The organism is Mesorhizobium sp. WSM4842, from assembly GCF_055901575.1.
This window is the reverse complement of sequence record NZ_CM148372.1, coordinates 93,447-114,440: the sequence shown is the minus strand read 5'-3', so window position 1 is coordinate 114,440 and position 20,994 is coordinate 93,447. Positions and strand designations below refer to the sequence as shown.

General features: G+C 63.1%; 17 protein-coding genes. 13 read left to right on the top strand and 4 right to left on the bottom strand.

Annotation, left to right across the window (positions count from 1 at the left end; genetic code table 11):
• Positions 1 to 109 precede the first annotated feature (109 nt).
• The 7 genes from cpaB to AC0NIE_RS00465 are packed head-to-tail and all read left to right on the top strand — an operon-like array spanning position 110 to position 8,117.
• Positions 110 to 922 (top strand): Flp pilus assembly protein CpaB, encoded by an 813-nt coding sequence (gene cpaB, locus AC0NIE_RS00495; protein WP_473483804.1) that lies wholly within the window; start codon positions 110 to 112, stop codon positions 920 to 922.
• Entirely contained in the window at positions 919 to 2,451 is a 1,533-nt protein-coding gene (locus tag AC0NIE_RS00490; protein ID WP_473483802.1) for a type II and III secretion system protein family protein, read from the top strand. The genes cpaB and AC0NIE_RS00490 overlap by 4 nt, the downstream gene beginning before the upstream one ends.
• Positions 2,452 to 2,465: 14 nt before the next feature.
• A complete protein-coding gene (locus tag AC0NIE_RS00485) occupies positions 2,466 to 3,200 on the top strand; it encodes a CpaD family pilus assembly protein (RefSeq protein WP_473483799.1) in 735 nt (244 codons plus the stop codon).
• Between the two features lie 26 nt (positions 3,201 to 3,226).
• Positions 3,227 to 4,510 carry a CpaE/TadZ family protein gene (locus AC0NIE_RS00480; protein ID WP_473483797.1) on the top strand — a complete coding sequence of 428 codons (1,284 nt, stop codon included), beginning with the start codon at positions 3,227 to 3,229 and terminating at the stop codon, positions 4,508 to 4,510.
• A gap of 29 nt (positions 4,511 to 4,539) precedes the next feature.
• Positions 4,540 to 6,045: a CpaF family protein gene (locus AC0NIE_RS00475; protein ID WP_123146543.1), complete on the top strand. Its 1,506-nt coding sequence runs from the start codon at positions 4,540 to 4,542 to the stop codon at positions 6,043 to 6,045.
• Between the two features lie 29 nt (positions 6,046 to 6,074).
• The gene (locus tag AC0NIE_RS00470; protein WP_473483795.1) at positions 6,075 to 7,088 is read left to right on the top strand and encodes a type II secretion system F family protein; all 1,014 of its coding nucleotides are present in this window, start codon (positions 6,075 to 6,077) and stop codon (positions 7,086 to 7,088) included.
• Between the two features lie 12 nt (positions 7,089 to 7,100).
• Positions 7,101 to 8,117 (top strand): type II secretion system F family protein, encoded by a 1,017-nt coding sequence (locus AC0NIE_RS00465; RefSeq protein ID WP_123146545.1) that lies wholly within the window; start codon positions 7,101 to 7,103, stop codon positions 8,115 to 8,117.
• 109 nt (positions 8,118 to 8,226) lie between these two features.
• On the opposite strand, the gene AC0NIE_RS00460 is transcribed toward AC0NIE_RS00465, so the two are convergent.
• The gene (locus AC0NIE_RS00460; RefSeq protein WP_473484517.1) at positions 8,227 to 9,048 is read right to left on the bottom strand and encodes a tetratricopeptide repeat protein; all 822 of its coding nucleotides are present in this window, start codon (positions 9,046 to 9,048) and stop codon (positions 8,227 to 8,229) included.
• 123 nt (positions 9,049 to 9,171) lie between these two features.
• Between AC0NIE_RS00460 and AC0NIE_RS00455 the strand changes: the two genes are divergently transcribed.
• The 5 genes from AC0NIE_RS00455 (at position 9,172) to pdeM (ending at position 15,193) form a co-directional block, all read left to right on the top strand.
• Positions 9,172 to 10,536, top strand: coding sequence for a leucyl aminopeptidase family protein (locus tag AC0NIE_RS00455; RefSeq protein WP_473483793.1), 1,365 nt, complete (start codon positions 9,172 to 9,174; stop codon positions 10,534 to 10,536).
• 70 nt (positions 10,537 to 10,606) lie between these two features.
• Entirely contained in the window at positions 10,607 to 10,957 is a 351-nt protein-coding gene (locus tag AC0NIE_RS00450; RefSeq protein ID WP_473483791.1) for a MarR family transcriptional regulator, read from the top strand.
• A 30-nt stretch (positions 10,958 to 10,987) separates the two neighbouring features.
• On the top strand, positions 10,988 to 11,848 hold the full coding sequence (locus AC0NIE_RS00445; protein ID WP_473483788.1) for a C40 family peptidase: 861 nt from the start codon (positions 10,988 to 10,990) through the stop codon (positions 11,846 to 11,848).
• A 98-nt stretch (positions 11,849 to 11,946) separates the two neighbouring features.
• Positions 11,947 to 14,478: a ligase-associated DNA damage response DEXH box helicase gene (locus AC0NIE_RS00440; RefSeq protein WP_473483785.1), complete on the top strand. Its 2,532-nt coding sequence runs from the start codon at positions 11,947 to 11,949 to the stop codon at positions 14,476 to 14,478.
• 1 nt (position 14,479) lies between these two features.
• Entirely contained in the window at positions 14,480 to 15,193 is a 714-nt protein-coding gene (gene pdeM, locus AC0NIE_RS00435; protein ID WP_473483783.1) for a ligase-associated DNA damage response endonuclease PdeM, read from the top strand.
• 6 nt (positions 15,194 to 15,199) lie between these two features.
• Here the strand turns inward: pdeM and AC0NIE_RS00430 are convergent, their stop codons facing one another.
• From AC0NIE_RS00430 to AC0NIE_RS00420, 3 genes are read right to left on the bottom strand one after another with little or no spacing between them, the layout of a single operon-like run.
• Positions 15,200 to 16,135, bottom strand: coding sequence for a dimethyl sulfoxide reductase anchor subunit family protein (locus AC0NIE_RS00430; protein ID WP_473483781.1), 936 nt, complete (start codon positions 16,133 to 16,135; stop codon positions 15,200 to 15,202).
• 11 nt (positions 16,136 to 16,146) lie between these two features.
• The gene (locus AC0NIE_RS00425) at positions 16,147 to 16,881 is read right to left on the bottom strand and encodes a 4Fe-4S dicluster domain-containing protein (protein ID WP_473483778.1); all 735 of its coding nucleotides are present in this window, start codon (positions 16,879 to 16,881) and stop codon (positions 16,147 to 16,149) included.
• The gene (locus AC0NIE_RS00420; RefSeq protein WP_473483776.1) at positions 16,878 to 19,811 is read right to left on the bottom strand and encodes a molybdopterin oxidoreductase family protein; all 2,934 of its coding nucleotides are present in this window, start codon (positions 19,809 to 19,811) and stop codon (positions 16,878 to 16,880) included. Before AC0NIE_RS00420 ends, AC0NIE_RS00425 begins: the two co-directional genes overlap by 4 nt.
• A gap of 274 nt (positions 19,812 to 20,085) precedes the next feature.
• Between AC0NIE_RS00420 and AC0NIE_RS00415 the strand changes: the two genes are divergently transcribed.
• Positions 20,086 to 20,988: a LysR substrate-binding domain-containing protein gene (locus AC0NIE_RS00415; RefSeq protein WP_473483774.1), complete on the top strand. Its 903-nt coding sequence runs from the start codon at positions 20,086 to 20,088 to the stop codon at positions 20,986 to 20,988.
• Positions 20,989 to 20,994: the final 6 nt, after the last annotated feature.

The window sequence follows — 20,994 nt, the reverse complement described above, 5'->3', positions numbered from 1 at the left end:
AAACCTTAAATTAATCACGATCGTAAGTATTAAATTAACCTTGTTTTGACGATTGCCGATGCAAGGTCCGGCTTGGCTACGTGGATTTGCCAAGACAAGGTTCGGACAGATGCCAGCATCCCGACTGATCATTCTGGGCGTGGCGGTGGCCGCGGCAGGTGGCGCAGGATATGTCGCAAAAAACATGGCCACGGCTCCGCCGCCTCAAATCGTCGATTCCGGCCCCAAGGCGCCGGCAATCGCGCTGCAGGACGTGCTTGTCCTGTCCGGCGATGTGCCGATGGGCAGCCCGCTCGAGAACAACATCAGCTGGCAGTCCTGGCCGGCCGACGGCATCAACGCGAATTTCATAACCCGCGCCGCGGAGCCCGAAGCGCTTGAGAAGCTGGAAGGCGGCGTCGCCCGTGTAGCGATGTATGCCGGTGAGCCGTTGCGGCGCTCCAAGCTGATCGGCGAGGGACAAAGCTTCATGTCGTCGATCCTGCCCTCCGGCATGCGGGCCGTTGCCACAGCCGTATCGGCCGACACTTCGGCCGGCGGCTTCATTCTTCCCAACGATTTCGTCGACGTCATCATGACCCGCAGAGCCGATGCCGCGGGCGGCGGCAGCGGTTTTACGACCGAGACCATCCTCAAGAACATTCGCGTCCTGGCAATCGACCAGACCATCCAGGAGGACGAGGAAGGCAAGAGGACCAGGGTCGGCCAGACCGCGACACTGGAGCTGACATCGCAGCAGGCGGAAATCATCACCGTCGCCCAGCAGATGGCGGATCGCCTGACATTGGCGCTGCGGTCGATCAGCGACACCCAGGAGAAGAATCTGGACGAGGCCGACTATCTTGTTTCCGGCAATGGGCGGCGCGGCACGGTGCGATTGATCAAGTCGGGCGAAGTTTCCGAAGTGGGAGCAAGGCAATGAGGCTAAACGCTAGACTGCCGGTCGCCCTGGCTGCGGCTATCGGACTGTTCCTCCTTGGGACGAATGCGCAAGGCCCCGTCGAGGCGAATGCGGCAGGCAGGAACGCCGAAGTGTCGGCTTCGACCGCCACCCAGCGCGTCAAGCTCGGTCTCAACAAATCGGTGGTCATCGACCTGCCTAGCGATGCCTATGATATTCTCGTCGCCAACCCGGCGGTCGCCGATGCGGTGACCCGCACCGCCAGGCGCATCTATCTGTTCGGAAAGGCGGTGGGCGACACCAACATCTTCGTGTTCGGCCCCAATGGCGAACAGATCGTCAGCCTGGATCTGGCAGTCGAACGCGACGTTGCCGGGCTGGAAGACTATATTAGGCGCTTCATCCCATCATCGAGCATCACTGTCGAATTGCTGAACGACAACGTCGTCCTGACCGGAACCGTGGACACTCCCCTGGATGCCAAGCGCGCGGTCGATCTGGCCACCATCTTCGTGTCCGGCGGCGAAGCGACCACGGGACAATATTCGCAGACCGCCTCCGGCGGCTCGGCCGAATCCGGTGTCGACATCGACAATCCGGATTCCGAGCGTCGCGTCAGCCAGATCGTCAACCTCTTGCAGATCATCGGCGACGACCAGGTGACGCTGAAGGTGACGGTCGCGGAAGTCAGTCGCTCGGTGATGAAGCAGCTGGGCGTCAACCTGATCGGCAACGGCGACAGCAATGGCATCAGTTGGAGCGCATTGAGCAGCCCTGCATACGGATTGGGAAAGCCACTGTCGCAATATTCGGGAGCTGCGATCGGCGGCAGTTCGCTTCAGGCGTACATAAACGCCATGGAGCAGAGCGGCGTCATGAAGACACTCGCCGAGCCGACGCTGACCGCGGTTTCGGGCGAAAAAGCGACATTCAAAGTCGGCGGCGAATTCAATCTCATCACAAGCCGGACGAGCAACGTTTCAGAAGACAACATAACGGGCCAGGTTACTTACAGCAATGAAAAGCTCGAATATGGAATTGGCCTCGAATTCCAGCCTGTCGTGCTCTCGGCGGGCCGCATCAGCCTTAAGGTGAGAACGTCGGTTTCGGAGCCTACGACGGAAGGCGCCACAGTGCTCGAAGCGGCCGGTGACTTGCCCGGCACCACTTTGCTGTCGATCCGAAAGCGACTGGCAGACACCACCGTTGAACTGCCTTCCGGCGGTTCGATGATGATCGCCGGCCTGGTTCGGGACGACATCAGGCAGGCGGTCGCCGGGCTGCCCGGGCTGACCAAGATCCCAGTGCTTGGCACGCTGTTCCGCAGCCGGGACTTCGTCCGCAACGAGACCGAGCTGGTCATCATCATCACGCCTTATTTGGTGAAACCGGTGACGCGCAACGCTCTTGCCAAGCCGGACGACAATTTCAACGCCGCCAGCGATGGCGCCGGCATGTTCCTAGGCCGTGTCAATCGCGTCTACGGCACCATGCAGACCGACAAGCCCAACGGCCGTTATCACGGCGTTGTCGGCTTCATCTACAAGTAAGCGGGGAAGCGGACATGTCTCAGTCAGCGTTGAAGCCCAGGACGGTCACCGTAGCGGTGCGGTCCGGCCGTTCGCGGATCTGCCGGCCGGCCATTCCGATCCTGGCGGTTGCGGTCGCGGCATTGCTGGCGGGCTGCGCCAACCGGGACAGCATCACGGTCGGCGCTGTTCCGGACGACTATCGCACCAACCATCCGATCGTCATTGCCGAGAAGAACCTGAAGATCGACCTTCCGGTCGGCGCCGGCGATCGCGGCATGACCGGGTCACAGCGCGACACGCTTCTGGGCTTTCTGGACGGCTACGACAAGAGCGCCGCTCCGACCCTGACGATCTCGATCCCGAGCGGTTCGGCCAACGAGATCGCCGCGACCGCGGCCGGTCGCGATTTCGCCAGACTTGCGATTGCCAGCGGCATCAGCCGGAACCGGATCGTCATCACCACCTACCAGTCGGTTTCGGCCGAAGCGTCCGCGCCGATCCGCGTCGCCTATGTCTCGGTGAAGGCGCAGACCGACAGATGCGGGCGCTGGCCCGAAGACCTGCTGCAGACCTCGGAAAACAAGCACTATGCCGATTTCGGCTGTTCGTATCAGAACAATCTTGCCGCCCAGATGGCCAATCCGACCGATCTGCTCGGGCCGCGTAAACAGACACCCATCGATGCCGAAAGGCGTGACGTCGTCATTGATGGCTATCAAAACGCCCCGTTCTATTCGCCGATCCCGGCAACAGAAGTCGACTACTGATCGATCGCAGGTTGGAGCACGCGGACATGAGCAATCTAGCCTACGACACGGCGGTAGATGGCGGCGAAACCTCGCAGCAGGATGTCGCCGCCATGCAGGCGTTGCGGCCGATTCCGCGCATCTCGATTCAGGCATTTTGCGAGACCGAGGGCGTTGCCAATCCGGTCGAGCGCGCCGGCGAGGATCGTCGCATGGCGAAGGCCCATCTGAAGGTTCATATGGGCGGCGTCGCCACCGCCATCGAATTCTATCAATCGGCGCCGACGCCGAACCTGATCCTGCTGGAATCGCGCAGCGAGCCGACGCAATTGCTGGAGCAGCTCACGCAGCTCTCCGAATATTGCGATCCGGCCTCGAAGGTCGTGGTCATCGGCCACTACAATGATGTCGGGCTTTATCGCGAGCTCATCCGCTCCGGCATTTCCGAATATGTCATCGCGCCGGTGTCGATGGCCGATATCGTCAGCGTGATATCGTCGATTTTCGTTGATCCGGAAGCCGAGCCGATCGGCCGCTCGATCGCCTTCATCGGCGCCAAGGGTGGCGTCGGCTCCTCGACCATTGCCCACAATGTGGCTTGGGCGATGTCGTCGCTGTTCAAGTCCGAAGTGGTTGTCGCCGATCTGGACCTGGCTTTCGGAACGGCCAACATCAATTTCGATCAGGATCCGGCGCAAGGCATTGCCGAAGCCGTTTTCTCACCGGAACGCATCGACGAGGTCTATCTCGATCGGCTGCTTGCCCAGTGCGCCCAGCATCTGTCGCTGCTTGCAGCGCCTTCAACGCTCGAGCGGGTCTACGATTTCGATCCCGACGCTTTCACGCAGCTTATCGACACGGCGCAGCGCAGCGTGCCGCTTCTGGTGCTCGATGTTCCGCACGTCTGGACAGGCTGGACCAAGAGCATACTGGTCAAGGCCGACGAGATTGTGATCACGGCGACGCCGGAACTGGCCAATCTGCGCAACACCAAGAATCTGGTCGACATGTTCAAGCGGCTTCGCCCGAACGATCCACCGCCGAAGCTGATCATCAATCAGGCCGGCGTGCCAAAGCGTCCGGAGATTGCGTCATCCGACTTCGCCGACTCGCTCGGCCTGTCGCCGATGTCGGTTATTCCCTTCGAGCCGCTGCTGTTCGGAAACGCCGCCAACAACGGGCGCATGCTCGGCGAAATGGATGCCAAGAACCCGGTTGTCGGCACGATCAACGAGATTGCGCATGTGCTGACCGGGCGCAGCGAAATCAAGGCAAGAAAGAAAGCGGGCCTCGGCAATCTCCTTGGCAAGCTCTCGCGCAGCAAGAAGTGATGCTTTCGGAGCGGGATTGGTAGTCGATCATGTTTGGTAAAAGAGGCAGCGACGACGGCAGCCGGTTCACCCCGGAATTCCGTCAGCCGGCACCTGCGCCTGCCGCGCCGGCGGCAAACCCTGCAGAAACGTCGGTTCTTGCCAAGCCCGCACCGCCGCCGTCGCTTGGCGCGTCTGCTGCGCCGCCCGTGCGCCGTGCGGTCGAGGCGCCGCCATTGGCGCCGGAGCCGAAAAAGGTCCAGCGCCAAAAGAGCGAAACCTACTACGATACCAAGAGCCAGGTCTTTTCCGCGCTCATTGATACGATCGACCTGTCGCAACTCGCCAAGCTCGATCCCGAAAGCGCACGCGAGGAAATCCGCGACATCGTCAACGACATCATCGCGATCAAGAATTTCGCGATGTCGATCGCCGAGCAGGAAGAACTGCTCGAGGACATCTGCAATGACGTGCTGGGTTACGGGCCGCTGGAACCATTGCTCGCCCGCGACGAGATCGCCGACATCATGGTCAACGGTTCCAAGAACGTCTACATCGAGGTCAACGGCAAGGTCGAGCAGACCGGCATCCGTTTCCGCGACAACCAGCAGCTCCTCAACATCTGTCAGCGCATCGTCAGCCAGGTTGGCCGCCGCGTCGATGAATCGAGCCCGATCTGCGACGCACGCCTTCCCGATGGCTCCCGCGTCAACGTCATCGCGCCGCCGCTCGCCATCGACGGCACCGCGCTCACCATCCGCAAGTTCAAGAAGGACAAGCTGACACTCGACCAGCTGGTCAAGTTCGGCGCCATTTCGCCGCACGGCGCCGAAATTCTCAAGATCATTGGACGCGTCCGCTGCAACATCGTCATTTCGGGCGGTACCGGTTCCGGCAAGACCACGCTGCTCAACTGCCTGACCAATTATATCGACCGCGAGGAGCGCGTCATCACCTGCGAGGACTCGGCCGAGCTGCAACTGCAGCAGCCGCATGTCGTACGTCTGGAAACCCGCCCGCCCAACCTGGAGGGTGAGGGCGAGGTGACCATGCGCGACCTGGTCAAGAACTGCCTGCGCATGCGGCCCGAGCGCATCATCGTCGGCGAAGTGCGCGGACCGGAGGTGTTCGATCTTCTGCAGGCGATGAACACCGGTCACGACGGCTCGATGGGCACGATCCACTCGAACAGCCCGCGCGAATGCCTGAACCGTATCGAATCGATGATCGCGATGGGCGGCTTTACGCTGCCGCAGAAAACCGTCCGTGAAATCGTCGTCGGTTCCGTGGACGTGATCATCCAGGCCGCACGCCTGCGCGACGGATCGCGGCGCATCACCCACATCACCGAGGTGATCGGAATGGAAGGCGACGTCATCATCACGCAGGACATCGTCCTCTACAACATAAAGGGCGAGGACGTGAATGGCAGGCTGCTGGGTGAGCACGTGTCGACAGGTATTGGGCGCCCGCATTTCTGGGACCGCGCCCGCTACTATGGCGAGGAACAGCGCCTCGCCAACGCGCTCGAGGCGATGGAGAAACGCGCTGACTGATGCATTTGGAGGCGTAGGGGCCAAGGTCGATGTTCGGGATTGACGGCACCGTATTGGCATTCATCGTGCTCGCCGGCTTCAGCGCCGGCGCGGTGGCCTATGCTTTTCTGTTCAAGCAGATCAGCACCGAGAAGCAAGTCGGCAGGCGGCTTGAAACGATCAAGACCGCCGAGACTGATCATGCAGTCGTCAAAGCCGCGCGCGACCGTACGGCGGAAGCAACCAAGCGGCGCAAATCGGTTCAGGATTCACTGAAGGACCTCGAACAGAAGCAAAAAACCAACCAGAGTGTCGTCAAAAAGCCGCCACTGAAGGCCCAGATTCGCCAGGCGGGCATGAAGATGTCGCTTGAGCGCTTCTATCTCTACTCGGCGGTTTGCGGCGTCGTCCTGACGTTTCTTGCCTATTTTACCGGCGCGCCGCTTTATGTCTTGCCCGGTGCGCTGCTGGTCGGCGTCCTCGGCCTGCCACGCTGGTTCGTCTCGTTTTGCCGCGCCCGCCGGGTGAAGGCGTTCCTCAACGAATTTCCGAACGCGCTCGACATCATCGTGCGTGCAGTCAAATCCGGCCTGCCGCTGAACGACGCCGTCCGCCTGATCGCCAACGAAGCCCCTGAACCGGTCAAGACCGAGTTCCGCCGCATCGTCGATTCGCAGCAGATGGGGCTGTCGATCCCCGACGCCAGCATGCGTATGGCCGAAACGATGCCGTGCACGGAAGCGAGCTTCTTCGGCATTGTCATCCAGATCCAGTCCCAGGCCGGCGGCAATCTTTCCGAGGCGCTGGGCAATCTTTCGCGCGTGCTTCGCGACCGCAAGAAAATGAAGGCCAAGGTCCAGGCGCTGTCCATGGAAGCGAAGGCGTCCGCCGTGATCATCGGCGCGTTGCCGTTCGTTGTCGCCTTTCTCGTCTACCTGACAAGCCCGAACTACATCATGCCTCTGTTCACCACCAGCGTCGGCAATCTGATCCTCGGCTGCTCGGCGGCCTGGATGTCGATCGGCATCCTGGTGATGCGCAAGATGATGAACTTCGAAGTTTAGGATTTCGAGCGTATGACTGAGAACGTCGTCAAGACCCTTACCGACCCGGCGTTCCTGATTGCCTTGCTGGTCGGCATCGCGGTGTTTGCGACCGTCTTCACGCTGCTGCCTGCCTTTGGCGGAAACCAGCTCAAGGCGCGCATGAAATCCGTGGCGCTGGAGCGCGACGAATTGCGCGCCAAGCAGCGTGCGCGGCTTGCCGTCGAGGCCGATCGCCGCCGCAAGGGCCTGCGCGAGGAACAGTCGATAGGCATGCGCAATATTGTCGATCGGCTGGACCTGAGGCGCGCCTTGGCCGATGAAGGCACCTTGCAGAAACTCAAGGTGGCTGGCTTTCGCGGGCAGAATCCGCTGACGCGTTTCCTTTTCTTCCGTCTGGTCCTGCCCTTTGTCGGCTTTGCCCTGGCAGCGATGTATCTGTTCGTGCTCGGGGGTTTGCCGGAGCAGCCGCCTCTCATCAAATTGTTCGTGTGTATCGTCGTCGCCTATGCCGGTTTTTACGCGCCGGTGCTCTATGTCAACAACCGCGCCACCAAGCGCAAGCAGTCGATCCAGATGGCGTGGCCGGACGCGCTCGATCTGATGCTGATCTGCGTCGAATCCGGCATGTCGGTGGAGGCGGCGTTTCGCAAGGTCGCGGACGAGATCGGCACGCAATCGGTGGCACTTGCCGAAGAGTTCATCCTGACCAATGCCGAGCTTTCCTACTTGCAGGAACGCAAGCAGGCTTACGAAAACCTTGCAAGCCGCACCGGCCTGGAATCGGTCAAGTCGGTGTCGCAGGCGCTGGTCCAGGCCGAGCGCTACGGCACGCCCGTGGCGCACGCGCTGCGCGTGCTTGCCGGCGAAAGCCGCGACATGCGCATGAACGCTGCCGAGAAGAAGGCCGCGGCCTTGCCGCCGAAGCTCACCGTGCCAATGATTCTGTTCTTCCTGCCGGTGCTGTTCGCCATCATCCTAGGCCCCGCCGGCATCCAGGTGAGCCAGCGCGGCATCTTCGGCGACCAGCCGACATCGAGCAGCCAATAGCCAAGGCGACAATACATGCGAAAGCCGCGATGCTGATGCAACGCGGCTTTGTATTTCCGGCATGTGATGAATTGAGGGAACTGGCCGGTTCGAAGCAAGGCCGGCGTAGTTAGTTGGTGGCAGGCTTTGCCTTGTCCTGGTCCTTGAGCTGGCTCCAGGCGTTCTGCTGGGCGAGCATCTGGCGAAGGTAAGCCACGTTCGCCTGCGCCTGGTCGGGCGAGAGCTCCTGAGAAGCGATTTTCTCGGCCTCGTCGAAACGGCCCTGCAGACCGACGACTAGCGCCAGGTTCTGGCGGACGCGGCTGTCGGCGTTCGGCTGCTGGGCGGCCGAGCGCATATAGGTTTCAGCCGTGCGCAGATCACCTTCCAGCACATAGGACATGCCGAGATTTGAAAGGATCGAAGGTTCGTTCGGCTTGAGGTCAAGCGCCTTGCGGTAATTCTGGCGCGCCTCGTCTCTCTGGCCAAGCTGGTCGAGAATCGCCGCTTCCGCCGACACCAGCTTCCAGTCGGGATATTCCGGTGTCTGCGCGCGGCGCACCGCGTCGAGCGCCGGCTCGAACTGCCCATTGGCGGCCAGTGCCTTGCCATAGGCGGCGAGGACGTCGCGGTCCTTCGGCAGGGCGATCGCCAGTTTGCGCATCACGGCGAGCGATTGGTCGGCGTCTCCATCCATTTGCAGTGCCGCGGCATAATTCGTCGCGATCCGCTTGTCGTTGGGGTTCTTGGCGTAGGACTGACCGAGCGCGATCGTCGCCTTGTGCAACTCGCCGGTCGACATGGTTTCCAAGGGTTTGCCGCTGGTGCGTCCGATCGAGCCGGTTGTCAACTTGCTGGTCCCGCAGCCTGCAACGCTTGCAGCGAGCGCTATTATGAGCGCCGTGGTGATCAGCCGCTTCCCCGTGGCGTTCGTCATGCGCTTGGTCGGCATCTGCACCAGGGCCTCCATTCGTGTACGTGGCCATTGCATGGCCATCTTCCCTCCCGCAGAAATATTCTGTTAACCCTAACGGACAGTTAAAAAAGCGCCGACTCGGAACCCGGAGGCCATCGAATGCCAGTCGAACTCATCGAGGGAAAACTGAAGACCACGCTGCCGGTTCACCTGGTGGCGAAGGATAGACTGGATTCAGCGGGCCTTGCCTCGTCCTCGCTCGCCTGGGCCAAGGCCAACGGCTTTTCCGGTGAGGCCGGCAGGACGCTGATTGTACCCGACGAAAACGGCGCGCTTGCCGGCGCCCTGTTCGGCACGGGCGATGGCGAAGGCGCGCTTGCCATCGGTGCGCTGGCGAGAGCCTTGCCCGAAGGCGACTGGCATTTCGCCTCGGCACCCGCCGAACCGGAATTGGTGGCCGTCGCACTGGCGCTCGGCGGCTATGTCTTCACCCGCTACGGCAAAAAACCCGGCAAGGCGCTGCGTTTTTCGCTGCCGTCCGGCGCCGATGCGGCGCGTGTTCGACGAACTGCCGAAGGTGTCTTCCTGACGCGCGATCTGGTCAACACGCCGACCAGCGACATGGGACCTGAACAGCTGGAGCAAGCGGTGCGGACGCTGGCCAGGACGTACAAGGCCGAAGTGTCGGTGACCAAGGGCGACGATCTGCTCAAGAACAACTTTCCGATGATCCATGCCGTCGGCCGCGCTTCCGTCGGTGCGCCGCGGCTGATCGACATGACATGGGGACCGAAGAACGCCCCGAAGGTGACGCTGGTCGGCAAGGGCGTCTGCTTCGACACCGGTGGCCTCGACATCAAGCCGTCCTCGGGCATGCTCCTGATGAAGAAGGACATGGGTGGCGCGGCCAACGTATTGGGCCTCGCTTCGATGATCATGGCCGCCGGGCTGAAAGTCCGGCTGCGTGTGCTGATCCCGGCGGTCGAGAATTCGATCGCCGGCAACGCCTTCCGGCCCGGCGACGTGCTGGTGAGCCGCAAGGGCATCACCGTCGAGATCGGCAACACCGACGCCGAGGGACGGCTGGTGCTGGCGGACGCTTTGGCGCTGGCAGACGACGACGAGCCGCAGCTGCTGATCGACATGGCGACCTTGACCGGGGCTGCGCGCGTCGCGCTCGGTCCCGATCTGCCGCCTTTCTACACCGGCGATGAAGCGCTGGCGTCCGACCTGACGGCGGCCTCTGTCGCAGTCGAGGATCCTCTGTGGCGCATGCCGCTGTGGAAACCCTATGACGCAAAGTTGTCGTCGAAGATCGCCGACATCAACAATGTCACGTCAGACGGTTTCGCCGGCTCGATCACTGCGGCGCTATTCCTGAAGCGCTTCGTTGAGAGGACCGCCGCTTGGGCGCATTTTGACATCTTCGCCTGGAATCCGTCCGATCGTCCGTACGGTCTCGTCGGCGGCGAGGCGCAAGGCATCCGCGCGCTGGAAAGGGTCATCTCGAAACGCTACGCCTGACGCTAGCGGTCCGACAGGAAGGTATCGAGACTGAAACGGAACCGAAACAATTTTCCGCCATGCTGGCCGGATGTCGATTTCGATGCGCCCGAGCCAGGCCTTGCGACTGTGGCAGCAGGTGACGCTGTCTCAGGTGCGCGACGACGCACCGGACCTCACCATGCGCCAGACAGCGATCCTGTTCACCATCTATCTCGATCCGCCGCCGCACACGGTGCGCGGGCTCGCCGCCCGCCTCAATGTCACCAAGCCGGTGATCACCCGCGCGCTCGACACAATGGGCGCGATGAAGCTGGTGTCGCGCCATCGCGATGAACTCGACAAGCGCAACGTGCTGGTCAAGCGAACCGTAGAAGGTGCTCTCTTTGTCGAGCGCTTCGGCGATGTTATCATCGCCAGAGCCCAGGAATTGCCCATCTGACCGAAACGCCATTCTGAACGAGTTGCCGATTTGACCGCCAGGGATGCTCGCCTTCACGCCTTCCGTTCCGATCTCGCCGATGCCAGGCTGGAGGGCGAGGTCGCCGCCGATCGCTTCGTCGCCGGGCGGCCAGCGCGGGTTTCAGCCGCAGTGGCCGATATCCGCAAGGCGCCGCGGCCGGATGCCGGCGTCAACACGCAAGCCCTGTTCGGCGACGATGTCCTCGTCTTCGAAGACGCTGAGGGCTGGGCCTGGATCCAGGCCGAACGCGACGGCTATGTCGGCTATGTCGCCGACACCGTGCTAAGCGCGCGGGACCATGCGCCAACCCATGTCGTCTCCGTGCCGCGCACTTTCCTCTATCCCGGACCGGATTTGCGGCTTCCGCTGAGCGGGCACCTGTCGATGGGATCGGCGGTGACGGTGGCGGGCGCGACAGAAACGCGCGGCACGCATTATGCGCTGCTGCCGTCCGGCGAGGCTATCATATCAGGCCATCTCAGGCCTCTAGGAGAGCCGGCTGCCGACTATGTCGCGGTCGCGGAGGCTTTTCTCGGCACGCCCTATCTGTGGGGCGGCGCCTCCGGCTTCGGCATCGATTGCTCCGGCCTCGTGCAACTGGCGATGCACATGGCCGGCAGGCAAGTGCTGCGCGATTCCGACATGCAGGCGGCGACCATCGGCGAGCCACTCAACCCAGGGCCGGATTTTGCCGGGTTGCGGCGCGGCGACCTGGTGTTCTGGAAAGGCCATGTCGCTGTTATGACCGACCCAGAAACGATGATCCATGCGAACGGCCACACCATGCTGGTCTCGCGTGAAGGGTTCAAGGACGCTGTCGCCCGCATCGGCTACCTCTATGGCGGCCCGACAGGGTTTCGCCGGCCGTAGCGCAACAGCGGCCCTTCTCAAGCGAGGGGGAGGCGCTTCGATCACCTTTTGTTCTGATTCTTCTTGGCGATTGCGCGCCGCCGCGCTACCTCTGGCAGGTGACAGAGCAGCCGCGCCTTGCCGATCAGAATGCCGCCGTGCACTTGCCCGAGCCATTCCTCAAATGGTTCGCGGAAAAAGGTTGGTCGCCGCGCGCCCATCAGATCGAGCTGCTGGCAAGGGCCCGGGCCGGGCAGTCGGTTTTGCTGATCGCGCCGACCGGCGCCGGCAAGACGCTGGCCGGATTCTTGCCCTCGTTGACCGAGCTGGCAGGCCGGCCAAGGAGAAGGCCGGGACAGGCTCATCGCGGCATCCATACGCTCTATATCTCGCCGCTGAAGGCGCTGGCCGTCGATATCGAGCGCAATCTCGGCAGGCCGGTGGAAGAAATCGGCCTGTCGGTTACCATCGAGACTCGCACCGGCGACACGCCGGCGCACAAGCGCCAGCGGCAAAAGCTGGTGCCGCCCGACATTCTCCTGACCACGCCCGAGCAGCTGGCGCTGCTGATTGCGGCGCCCGACGCCAGGCGCTTCTTCGAGGACCTGCACTATGTCGTGCTCGATGAACTGCATTCACTGGTGACGTCGAAACGCGGGCATCTTCTGGCGCTCGGGCTGGCGCGGCTGCGCAGCTTCGTGCCCGGCCTGCAGACGATCGGCCTGTCGGCAACGGTCGCCGAGCCCGACGACTTGCGCCGTTGGCTGGTAAGCCAGAATCCACCCAGCGCGATGGCAGGTCTGATCACCGTTGCCGGCGGCGCCAAGCCCGACATCTCCATCCTCGATTCAGAACAGCACGTGCCGTGGTCCGGACACTCGGCCCGCTACGCCATTCCCGAAATCTACGAGGCGATCCAGCGCCATCGCACGACGCTCCTGTTCGTCAACACACGCAGCCAGGCAGAGCTGCTGTTCCAGGAGCTGTGGCGGGCAAACGAGGACTCGCTGCCGATCGCCCTGCATCACGGCTCGCTCGATGTCGGTCAGCGCCGGCGGGTCGAAAAGGCGATGGGCGAGAATGCACTGCGCGCCATCGTCGCCACTTCTACGCTTGATCTCGGTATCGACTGGGGCGACGTCGATCTGGTCGTGCATGTCGGCGCGCCGAAGGGCGCGAGCCGGCTGGCGCAGCGTATCGGCCGCGCCAACCACCGCATGGACGAGCCTTCGAAGGCCATCCTGATCCCGGCCAACCGCTTCGAGGTGCTGGAATGCCGGGCGGCGCTCGACGCCAACTATCTCGGCGCCCAGGACACGCCGCCGCTGGTCAATGGCGCGCTCGACGTGCTGGCGCAGCACGTGCTGGGTTGCGCCTGCGCGGCACCCTTTGACGCCGACTTTTTATTCGAGGAGGTGCGCGGTGCCGCGCCCTATGCCGAGCTGGAGCGCGCAACCTTCGACCGTGTCATCGATTTCGTCGCCACCGGGGGCTACGCGCTCAAGAGTTACGATCGCTACGCTCGCATCCGAAAGACAAGCGGTGGGCTGTGGCGCGTCTCGCATCCGCGCATCGCCCAGCAGTACCGGCTGAATGTCGGCACCATCGTCGAGATGCCGGAGCTGAATGTGCGCTATGTCAGGCAAGGGCGTGGCCTTGCCGGCCGCGGCGGGCCGGTGCTCGGCAAGATCGAGGAGTATTTCGCCGAGACGCTGCGCCCCGGCGACAATTTCATGTTCGGCGGCAAGGTGCTGCGCTTCGAGGGCATTCGTGAGAACGAGTGCATCGTCTCCAATGGCGCCGGCGCCCGCATCATCGTACCGTCCTATGCCGGCGGAAAGTTCCCGCTGTCGACCTATCTCGCCGACCAGGTGCGCGGCATGCTGGCCGATTCCAATCGCTGGCAGGCGCTGCCCGAACAGGTCGCCGACTGGCTGAGGTTGCAGAAGGAAAAATCGGTGCTGCCGAAGCGCGGTGACCTGCTGGTCGAGACCTTTCCGCGCGGCAACCGGCACTACATGATCGCCTATCCGTTCGAAGGCCGGCTCGCGCACCAGACGCTCGGCATGCTGCTGACGCGGCGGCTGGAGCGGGCAGGCGCGCGGCCGCTCGGCTTTGTCGCCACCGACTATTCGCTGGCCGTCTGGGCGCTGGATGACATGGCCTCGCTATTCAAGGCAAAGAAGCCTTCTCTGACTGCCCTGCTCGATGAAGACATGCTGGGCGACGATCTCGAAGCCTGGCTGAACGACAGCTGGATGCTGAAGCGCACCTTCCGCACCTGCGCTGTAATCGCCGGACTGATCGAGAAGCGTTTCCCAGGGCAGGAGAAGAGCGGGCGGCAAGTGACGGTGTCGGCCGATCTGATCTACGACGTGCTGCGCAGTCACGAACCGGACCATATACTGCTGCAGGCGACGCGGACGGATGCGTCGGCCGGCCTGCTCGATGTCAGCAGACTTGCCGAGATGCTCTCGCGTGTCCGCGGTCGAATCGTGCATAAGCATCTTGAGCAGATTTCGCCGTTGGCCGTGCCGATCATGCTGGAGATCGGCAAGGAATCGGTGAATGGCGGCGCCAACGAGACGCTGCTGATGGAGGCGGCGGATCTGGTCGAGGAGGCCATGGGTCCAGGAATGAGCTTGGTTTGATATGAATTTCGCGGCGAGGGCATCGGCATTCGCGGAGGCCGACCGGGTCGGCATCGCTGATGAGCGCGCGGTCTGTGATCCGCGCGGCGTGCTCTATTTCCCGGAGCTTCGGCTTCTGGCGGTGTCGGACCTGCATCTGGAAAAGGGCTCGTCCCTGGCACGACGCGGCGCGCTGATCCCGCCTTACGATACGGGCGCGACTTTGCTCCGATTGCAGGCAGTGATTGCCGATTATCAGCCGGCGATCGTCATCAGCCTCGGCGACAGCTTTCATGATGGCGGCGGCGCCGAGCGGATGCATTCGAGCTTTCGCGAACGGTTGGAAGGGCTGATGGCTGGCCGCGACTGGTTCTGGGTCGCCGGCAATCACGACCCGGATGCGCCAGCCGACCTGCCCGGCGAGACGGTGCGCGAGCTGGCCGTAGGCTCTCTCGTATTCCGGCACGAGCCTTCGGCGGTGAGGGTGGAGGGCGAGGTCGCCGGCCATCTGCACCCTTGCGCCCGCATCGTGCAGCGCGGCCGCTCGGTGCGGCGACGCTGCTTTGCCGGCGATGGCGGCCGCATGATCATGCCGGCCTTCGGCGCCTATACCGGCTCGCTTAATGTGCTCGACCGCGCCTATGCCGGGCTGTTCCGCCGCGAAACGCTGATGGCCTATATGCTCGGCGCTGAGCGCATCTTCGCGATTTCCCACGCGATGCTGCGGCCAGGCTGAGCTGGTCTACCTGCCGTAGTAGAGGGTGACGGTGTGCTTGGCTTCGGCAAAGAACAGCCAGCGTTCGACCAGCATGCCGGCGAATTGGACGATTGCTGCTATTGCCGACAGCACCGCCGCATAGGGCCATGGCAAGGCGAACGCGGCAATCAGCAGCAAGACGGGCGCGGCGAAGGCCAGCACTTGTGTGATCTGGCGCAGCCGCGCCTTGTGCTTGCGCGCGACGCGAAAGCCCATCTCCTTGAGCAGATAGTTTTCCTCGGTGTGCGGCCATTCCAGCGACCGCACCGTACCGCCGGCAAGCCCGGTCGCGGTGTTGGCGTTGGTCGGGATTTCCAGCCCGTCATTGTATCGCCAGGTTGCCAGCTTCCAGCCCCAGCCGAGCAACGTCAGCAGCACGCAAGCTGCCAGAAGGATGGTCGAGCCGAGGGCGAAACCCTGCAGCAGCGCGTTGAGAAGCACGCTGCCGCTCATCGCTGAAAAGATCAGATAGCCGGGCAGAGTGAAGCGGCTGTGCCACTGGGCGATCGGCTTCAGCGATGCATAGATCATGCCGGTGGTGCAGACGGTGGCGACCGCGCCGACCGCAGCCAGCAGCCCGGCGACGGCCACCCAGCCGTTTGTGCGGCCGAGGAACACCCAGCCGATGGCGAACAGTCCCGCCGGCACGAAGGTCGCGACCGACGCAATGCCTTCGCGTGACAGCCACGAACTGCGCCATTGCGAGAATGCCCGCCAGGCACGTTCGGGCCGGCCGAGATGGCCGGCCGACGACAACAGGCCGGCCGAGATCAGGCCGAACGCCAGGCCCATGCCGACGAGGCCGAGCCAGAAATCGGGCGGGACAAAACCTTGCCCGGCCAGCACGCCGAGCAGCGCAAGCAGGCCGTAACCGGCGCCGGTGGCGGTGGTGAAAAAGACGACGGAGAAGGCTGGATGCATGGAGGCGCTGGTCAGTGCGAAAGCATGCGGTCGACCCAGCCGAGGAAACCGCCTTCGGCCCGCACCGGTTCGAGCGCCGGCGCCGGCACCGATGCCGCACGCTGCGTGTGGGCGCGCGGCGGCAAATATTTGTTGGTCGGGTGATAGCCGAGTTCGGGCATCAGGTCGACACCGCCGCGCTCGGCCACCAGTTGCGAGATCGCCGACGCCGGGTCGCCGAGATCGCCAAAATGCCGCGCGCTGGTTGGACAGGCGGCGACGCAGGCCGGCACGCGGTCTTCTTCAGCCAGATTGTCGTTATAGATGCGGTCGACGCACAACGTACATTTCTTCATCACGCCGACATCGGTGTCGAATTCGCGGGCGCCATAGGGGCAGGCCCAGCTGCACAATTTGCAGCCGATGCACTTGTCCTCGTCGACCAGCACGATGCCGTCCGAGGCTCGTTTGTAGGAGGCTCCGGTCGGGCAGACGGTGACGCAGGCCGGCGTCTCGCAATGCAGGCAGGAGCGTGGGAAATTGACCGTGCGCCCGCCCATCTCCGTGATGTGCTCATAGCTGTGCACGCGGTTGAACCAGACCCCGTCGGCATCGCCGCCGTAGGGATCGATGTCGGTCAGCGGCGCCATGTGGCCGCCGGTGTTCCATTCCTTGCAGGCGGTAACGCAGGCCTGGCAACCGACGCAGGTGTCAAGGTCGATGACGAGGCCGAGCTTTTTGTCGGTATGGGCGGGGAGACAGGTCATGGTCTGGCGGCTTCTCTTTCCCGGCGAAACTCGGCGCCGAAACTGAGCTTGTCGGGCGAGGGTTCGAAATGCGGCGGCTGCCGGAAGCGCTCGAACTGCGGTTCGGTGAAGCCGGCTTCTTCAGCCGCGCATTTGACGATGCGGACACGCAGGTCGAACCATGCCGCCTGGCCGGTGACCGGGTCGGAATTCGAGTAGCGTTTACCATTGGCATCGGCAGAGGTCTGGTCGCCGATAATGTGATTGAGCAGGAAACCGCGGTTGGATTCGGCGGCGTCGTCCTTCAGCCCCCAGCTGCCGCGCCGTTTGCCGATGGCGTTCCAGGTCCAAACCGTATCCGCGTTGACGCCGTCGACCAGCTTGATCTGTCCCTTGACCTTGCCGTTGATGCTCTCGATCCACACCCAGTCATCGTCGACAAGGCCGAGGCCGGCGGCGGTCCGGTTGTGCACGAACAGCCGGTTCTGGCTGGTGATCTGCCTGAGCCAGGCGTTCTGCGAGCCCCAGGAATGATACATGTGCATCGGTCGCTGTGTCAGCGCGTGCAGCGGGTATTTCTCGAGGTCGACAGCCGCCTCCTCGAAGGGCGTGTACCAGAACGGCAGCGGGTCCATATAGGTCTCGATGCGGCTGCGCTCCGCCTCCGGCGGCAGCACCCGCCCATGGCCGCGCGCGGCGAGGCGAAACCGCTGAATCGGTTCCGAATAGAGCTGGAAGACGATCGGCTCGGCTTTCGGGATGAAGCCCATGTTCTCGGCGAAGTCGAGATAGGAGCGGTTGGCCATTTTGTAGTAGCGCTGGTCGTCCGCAAAATCATGGTGCCAGAAGCCGCCATTGTCGATGTAGCGCTGAAGCTGATCAGGATTGGCCTCGCCTTTGCCGATCGAGGTTCCGTCCTTGCCGCGCCAGCCGGCGAGCGGGCCGATGCCCGGCGTGCGCTCATGATTGACGATGTAATCGGCATAGTCGCGGTATTTGGCCGAGCCGTCGTCGTCGACGAAGCCGGGCAGGCTGAGGCGCGCGCCGAGCTCGATCAGCACCGTCTGGAACGGCCTGACATCACGATCCGGCTCGACGACGGGATGGCGGATGGCGTCGCCCGGGCCGTCGGCATGGCTGATCGGCCGATCGAGCAGGCTGATGCAGTCGTGACGCTCGAGATAGGTCGTGTCGGGAAGCACGAGATCGGCGAACGGCACGGTCTCGGAATAATAGGCGTCGGAATAGATGATGAAGGGGATCTTGTAGTTTCCGGCCTCGTCGCTGTCGGTCAGCATCGCCATCGTCTCGACGGTGTTCATCGACGAGTTCCAGGCCATGTTGGACATGTACATCATTAGCGTATCGATCCTGTAAGGATCGCCGGCCCAGGCATTACGGATGACCGTGTGCATGAGCCCGTGTGCTGCCAGCGGCGCATCCCAGGAATAGGCCTTGTCGATACGGATCGGCGTGCCGACGTCGTCGACCAGCAGATCCTCCGGGCCGCAGACGAATCCAAGCGGCATGCCTTCGAGCGGCGTCATCGGCCTGACGTCCTTGCCCGCCGGCTTCGGCCCCGGCGGCGCCGACCGCGGATAGGGCGGCTTGAAGCGAAATCCGCCGGGCACGTCCACCGTACCCAGGAGTACTTGGAGCAGGTGGATGGCGCGGCAGCTATGAAACCCGTTCGAATGGGCCGAGATGCCGCGCATCGCGTGCATCGACACCGGCCGGCCCTTGATCGTCTCATGCCGGCGGCCGGCCCAGTCGGTCCACTCCACCGGCAGTTCGATCGCCTGTTCGAAGGCGACATGCGCCAGTTCGGCGGCGGTCCGGCGGATGGTGTCGGCGGGGACGCCGCAGCGTTCGGCGACCGCATCGGGAGAATAGCTCTCCTGCAGATAGCGGTCGGCAACGAGCTGGAAGACCGGAACGCAGCGGCGGCCATCGACCTGGAAGTTGCCGGTCAGCGCCGGCTTTGCGTCGGTATCGGTGACGCTGACGGGCACTTTCGCCACCCTGTCCCAGGCCAGCGGATTGCCGTTACCGTCGCGTGCGAACAGCCCATCGTCGGCAGCATTCGGCTCCTGGATGACGAGGACATGAGCATTGGTGTAGCGCAGCAAATAATCGAGATCGACGCGGCCGGCCTTCAGCAGTTCATGGATGAGGGCTAACACGAACAGTCCGTCGGTACCGGGCCGGATGCCGATCCAGTCATCGGCAATGGCGTTGTAGCCGGTGCGGCACGGATTGATCGAGACCACCTTGGCGCCGCGCGCCTTGAGCTTGCCGAGACCGATCTTGATCGGATTGGAATCATGGTCCTCGGCAACGCCGAACAGCATGAAGTATCTCGTGTTGTCCCAGTCGGGTTCGCCGAACTCCCAGAACGAACCGCCGATCGTATAGAGCCCGCCGGCCGCCATGTTGACCGAGCAGAAGCCGCCATGGGCGGCGAAATTCGGCGTGCCGAACTGGCTCGCCCACCAGCCGGTCAACGATTGCGACTGATCGCGCCCGGTAAAGAAGGCGAGTTTCTTCGGATCGGTCCGGCGGATTTTCGAAAGTCGTTCCGTCGCGATTGAGAAAGCCTCCTCCCACTCGATCTCACGAAATTCTCCCGAGCCGCGCGGACCTGTGCGCAGCAATGGTTTCTTCAACCGGGCCGGACTGTAGTGCTGCATGATGCCGGCACTGCCCTTGCCGCACAGCACGCCGCGATTGACCGGATGGTCCTTGTTGCCGTTGATGTAGCGGACCTTGCCGTCCTTGATGTGGACGTCGATGCCGCACCGGCAGGCGCACATGTAGCAGGTGGTCTTGGCGATGCTGTCGGAGATATCGGGCGAAGTATCGACGCCATCGCCCTCGTCGGGCGCGCGCGTGTCGGCAAGCGACCGTTGGGACGGTGCGGAATTGGCGCCGCGCAGCGGTCCGTGGCTCATGATCTGCTTTTGTGGTCCGAGTATTTGGCTCGCGTTTTCGGCCCGGGGCCGCGCATGTAATGCTCTTCCGGATGATAGCCGTTGCCGGTGAGCCGCCGCCGCAAGCTGCGCGTCCAATGGGAAAACAGGGATTTGAAGCGCCTGATCACTTTCTGCCTTTTGCGGACTGGCCGCGATATTTTTCCAATTTCCTGCAAAAACTTAGAACAAAATGATCGATCTGTCTAACAAGTTGCTCTTGTAATTCCAATCGAATTTCTTTCTTAATTCTCTCATGACCCTGGACCAATTGCGGATCTTCGTTGCTGTCGCCGAACGAGGACACATGACCAAGGCAGCCGAGCTGCTGGGTATTTCCCAATCGGCCGCCTCGGCCGCCATCCGCTCGCTCGAACGGCAGCATGGCGTCCAGCTATTCAACCGGGTCGGTCGCAACATCGAGCTGGCGCAGACCGGGCGCCGGTTCCTGCCCGAGGCCAAGGCCGTGCTTGAACGGGCGACTGCCGCCCACGACGTGCTGGAGCACGTCTCGCAGACGATCACCGGCAGCCTTTCCATCGCCGCCAGCCAAACCATCGCCAGCTACTGGCTGCCGCGCCGGCTGGCCTCCTTCCACGAGGCCTATCCCGCCGTCAGGCTGAGCGTGACCATCGGCAACACCAGGCAGGTTGAGACCACCGTACTGGACGGTACGGCTGATTTTGGCCTGGTCGAGGGGCGCACTGATTCGGACATATTGCGGCGCGCCAAGGTCGATGTGGATCGCCTGATGCTGGTTGTGGCGCCTTCGCATCCCGAGATCGCTGAAGTCTCGCGCGGGCATCCCGATATCAGCGAGCTCCGCTGGATCATCAGGGAGGGCGGGTCGGGCACCCGCGAGGTGCTGGAAGATCTTGCCCGCCGCGAAGGGATCTCGTTCGCGGAACTGCGAATATTCCTGGTGCTGCCGAGCAACGAGGCGGTCCGTCAGGCGGTCGAGGCTGGCGCCGGCGCCACCATCATTTCGGAACTCGTTGTCGAACGCGCCGTTGCCGAAGGCAGCTTGCGTTCCGTGCAGATCGATCTGCCGAAACGTGATTTCGCCATGATCACGCACCGTGACCGGCAGGCAAGTCTGGCCCAGATGGCGCTCAAGGCGCATCTGGGCGCGAAGGCCGGCGAGACCGTCCGCGGGTAAGCCGGG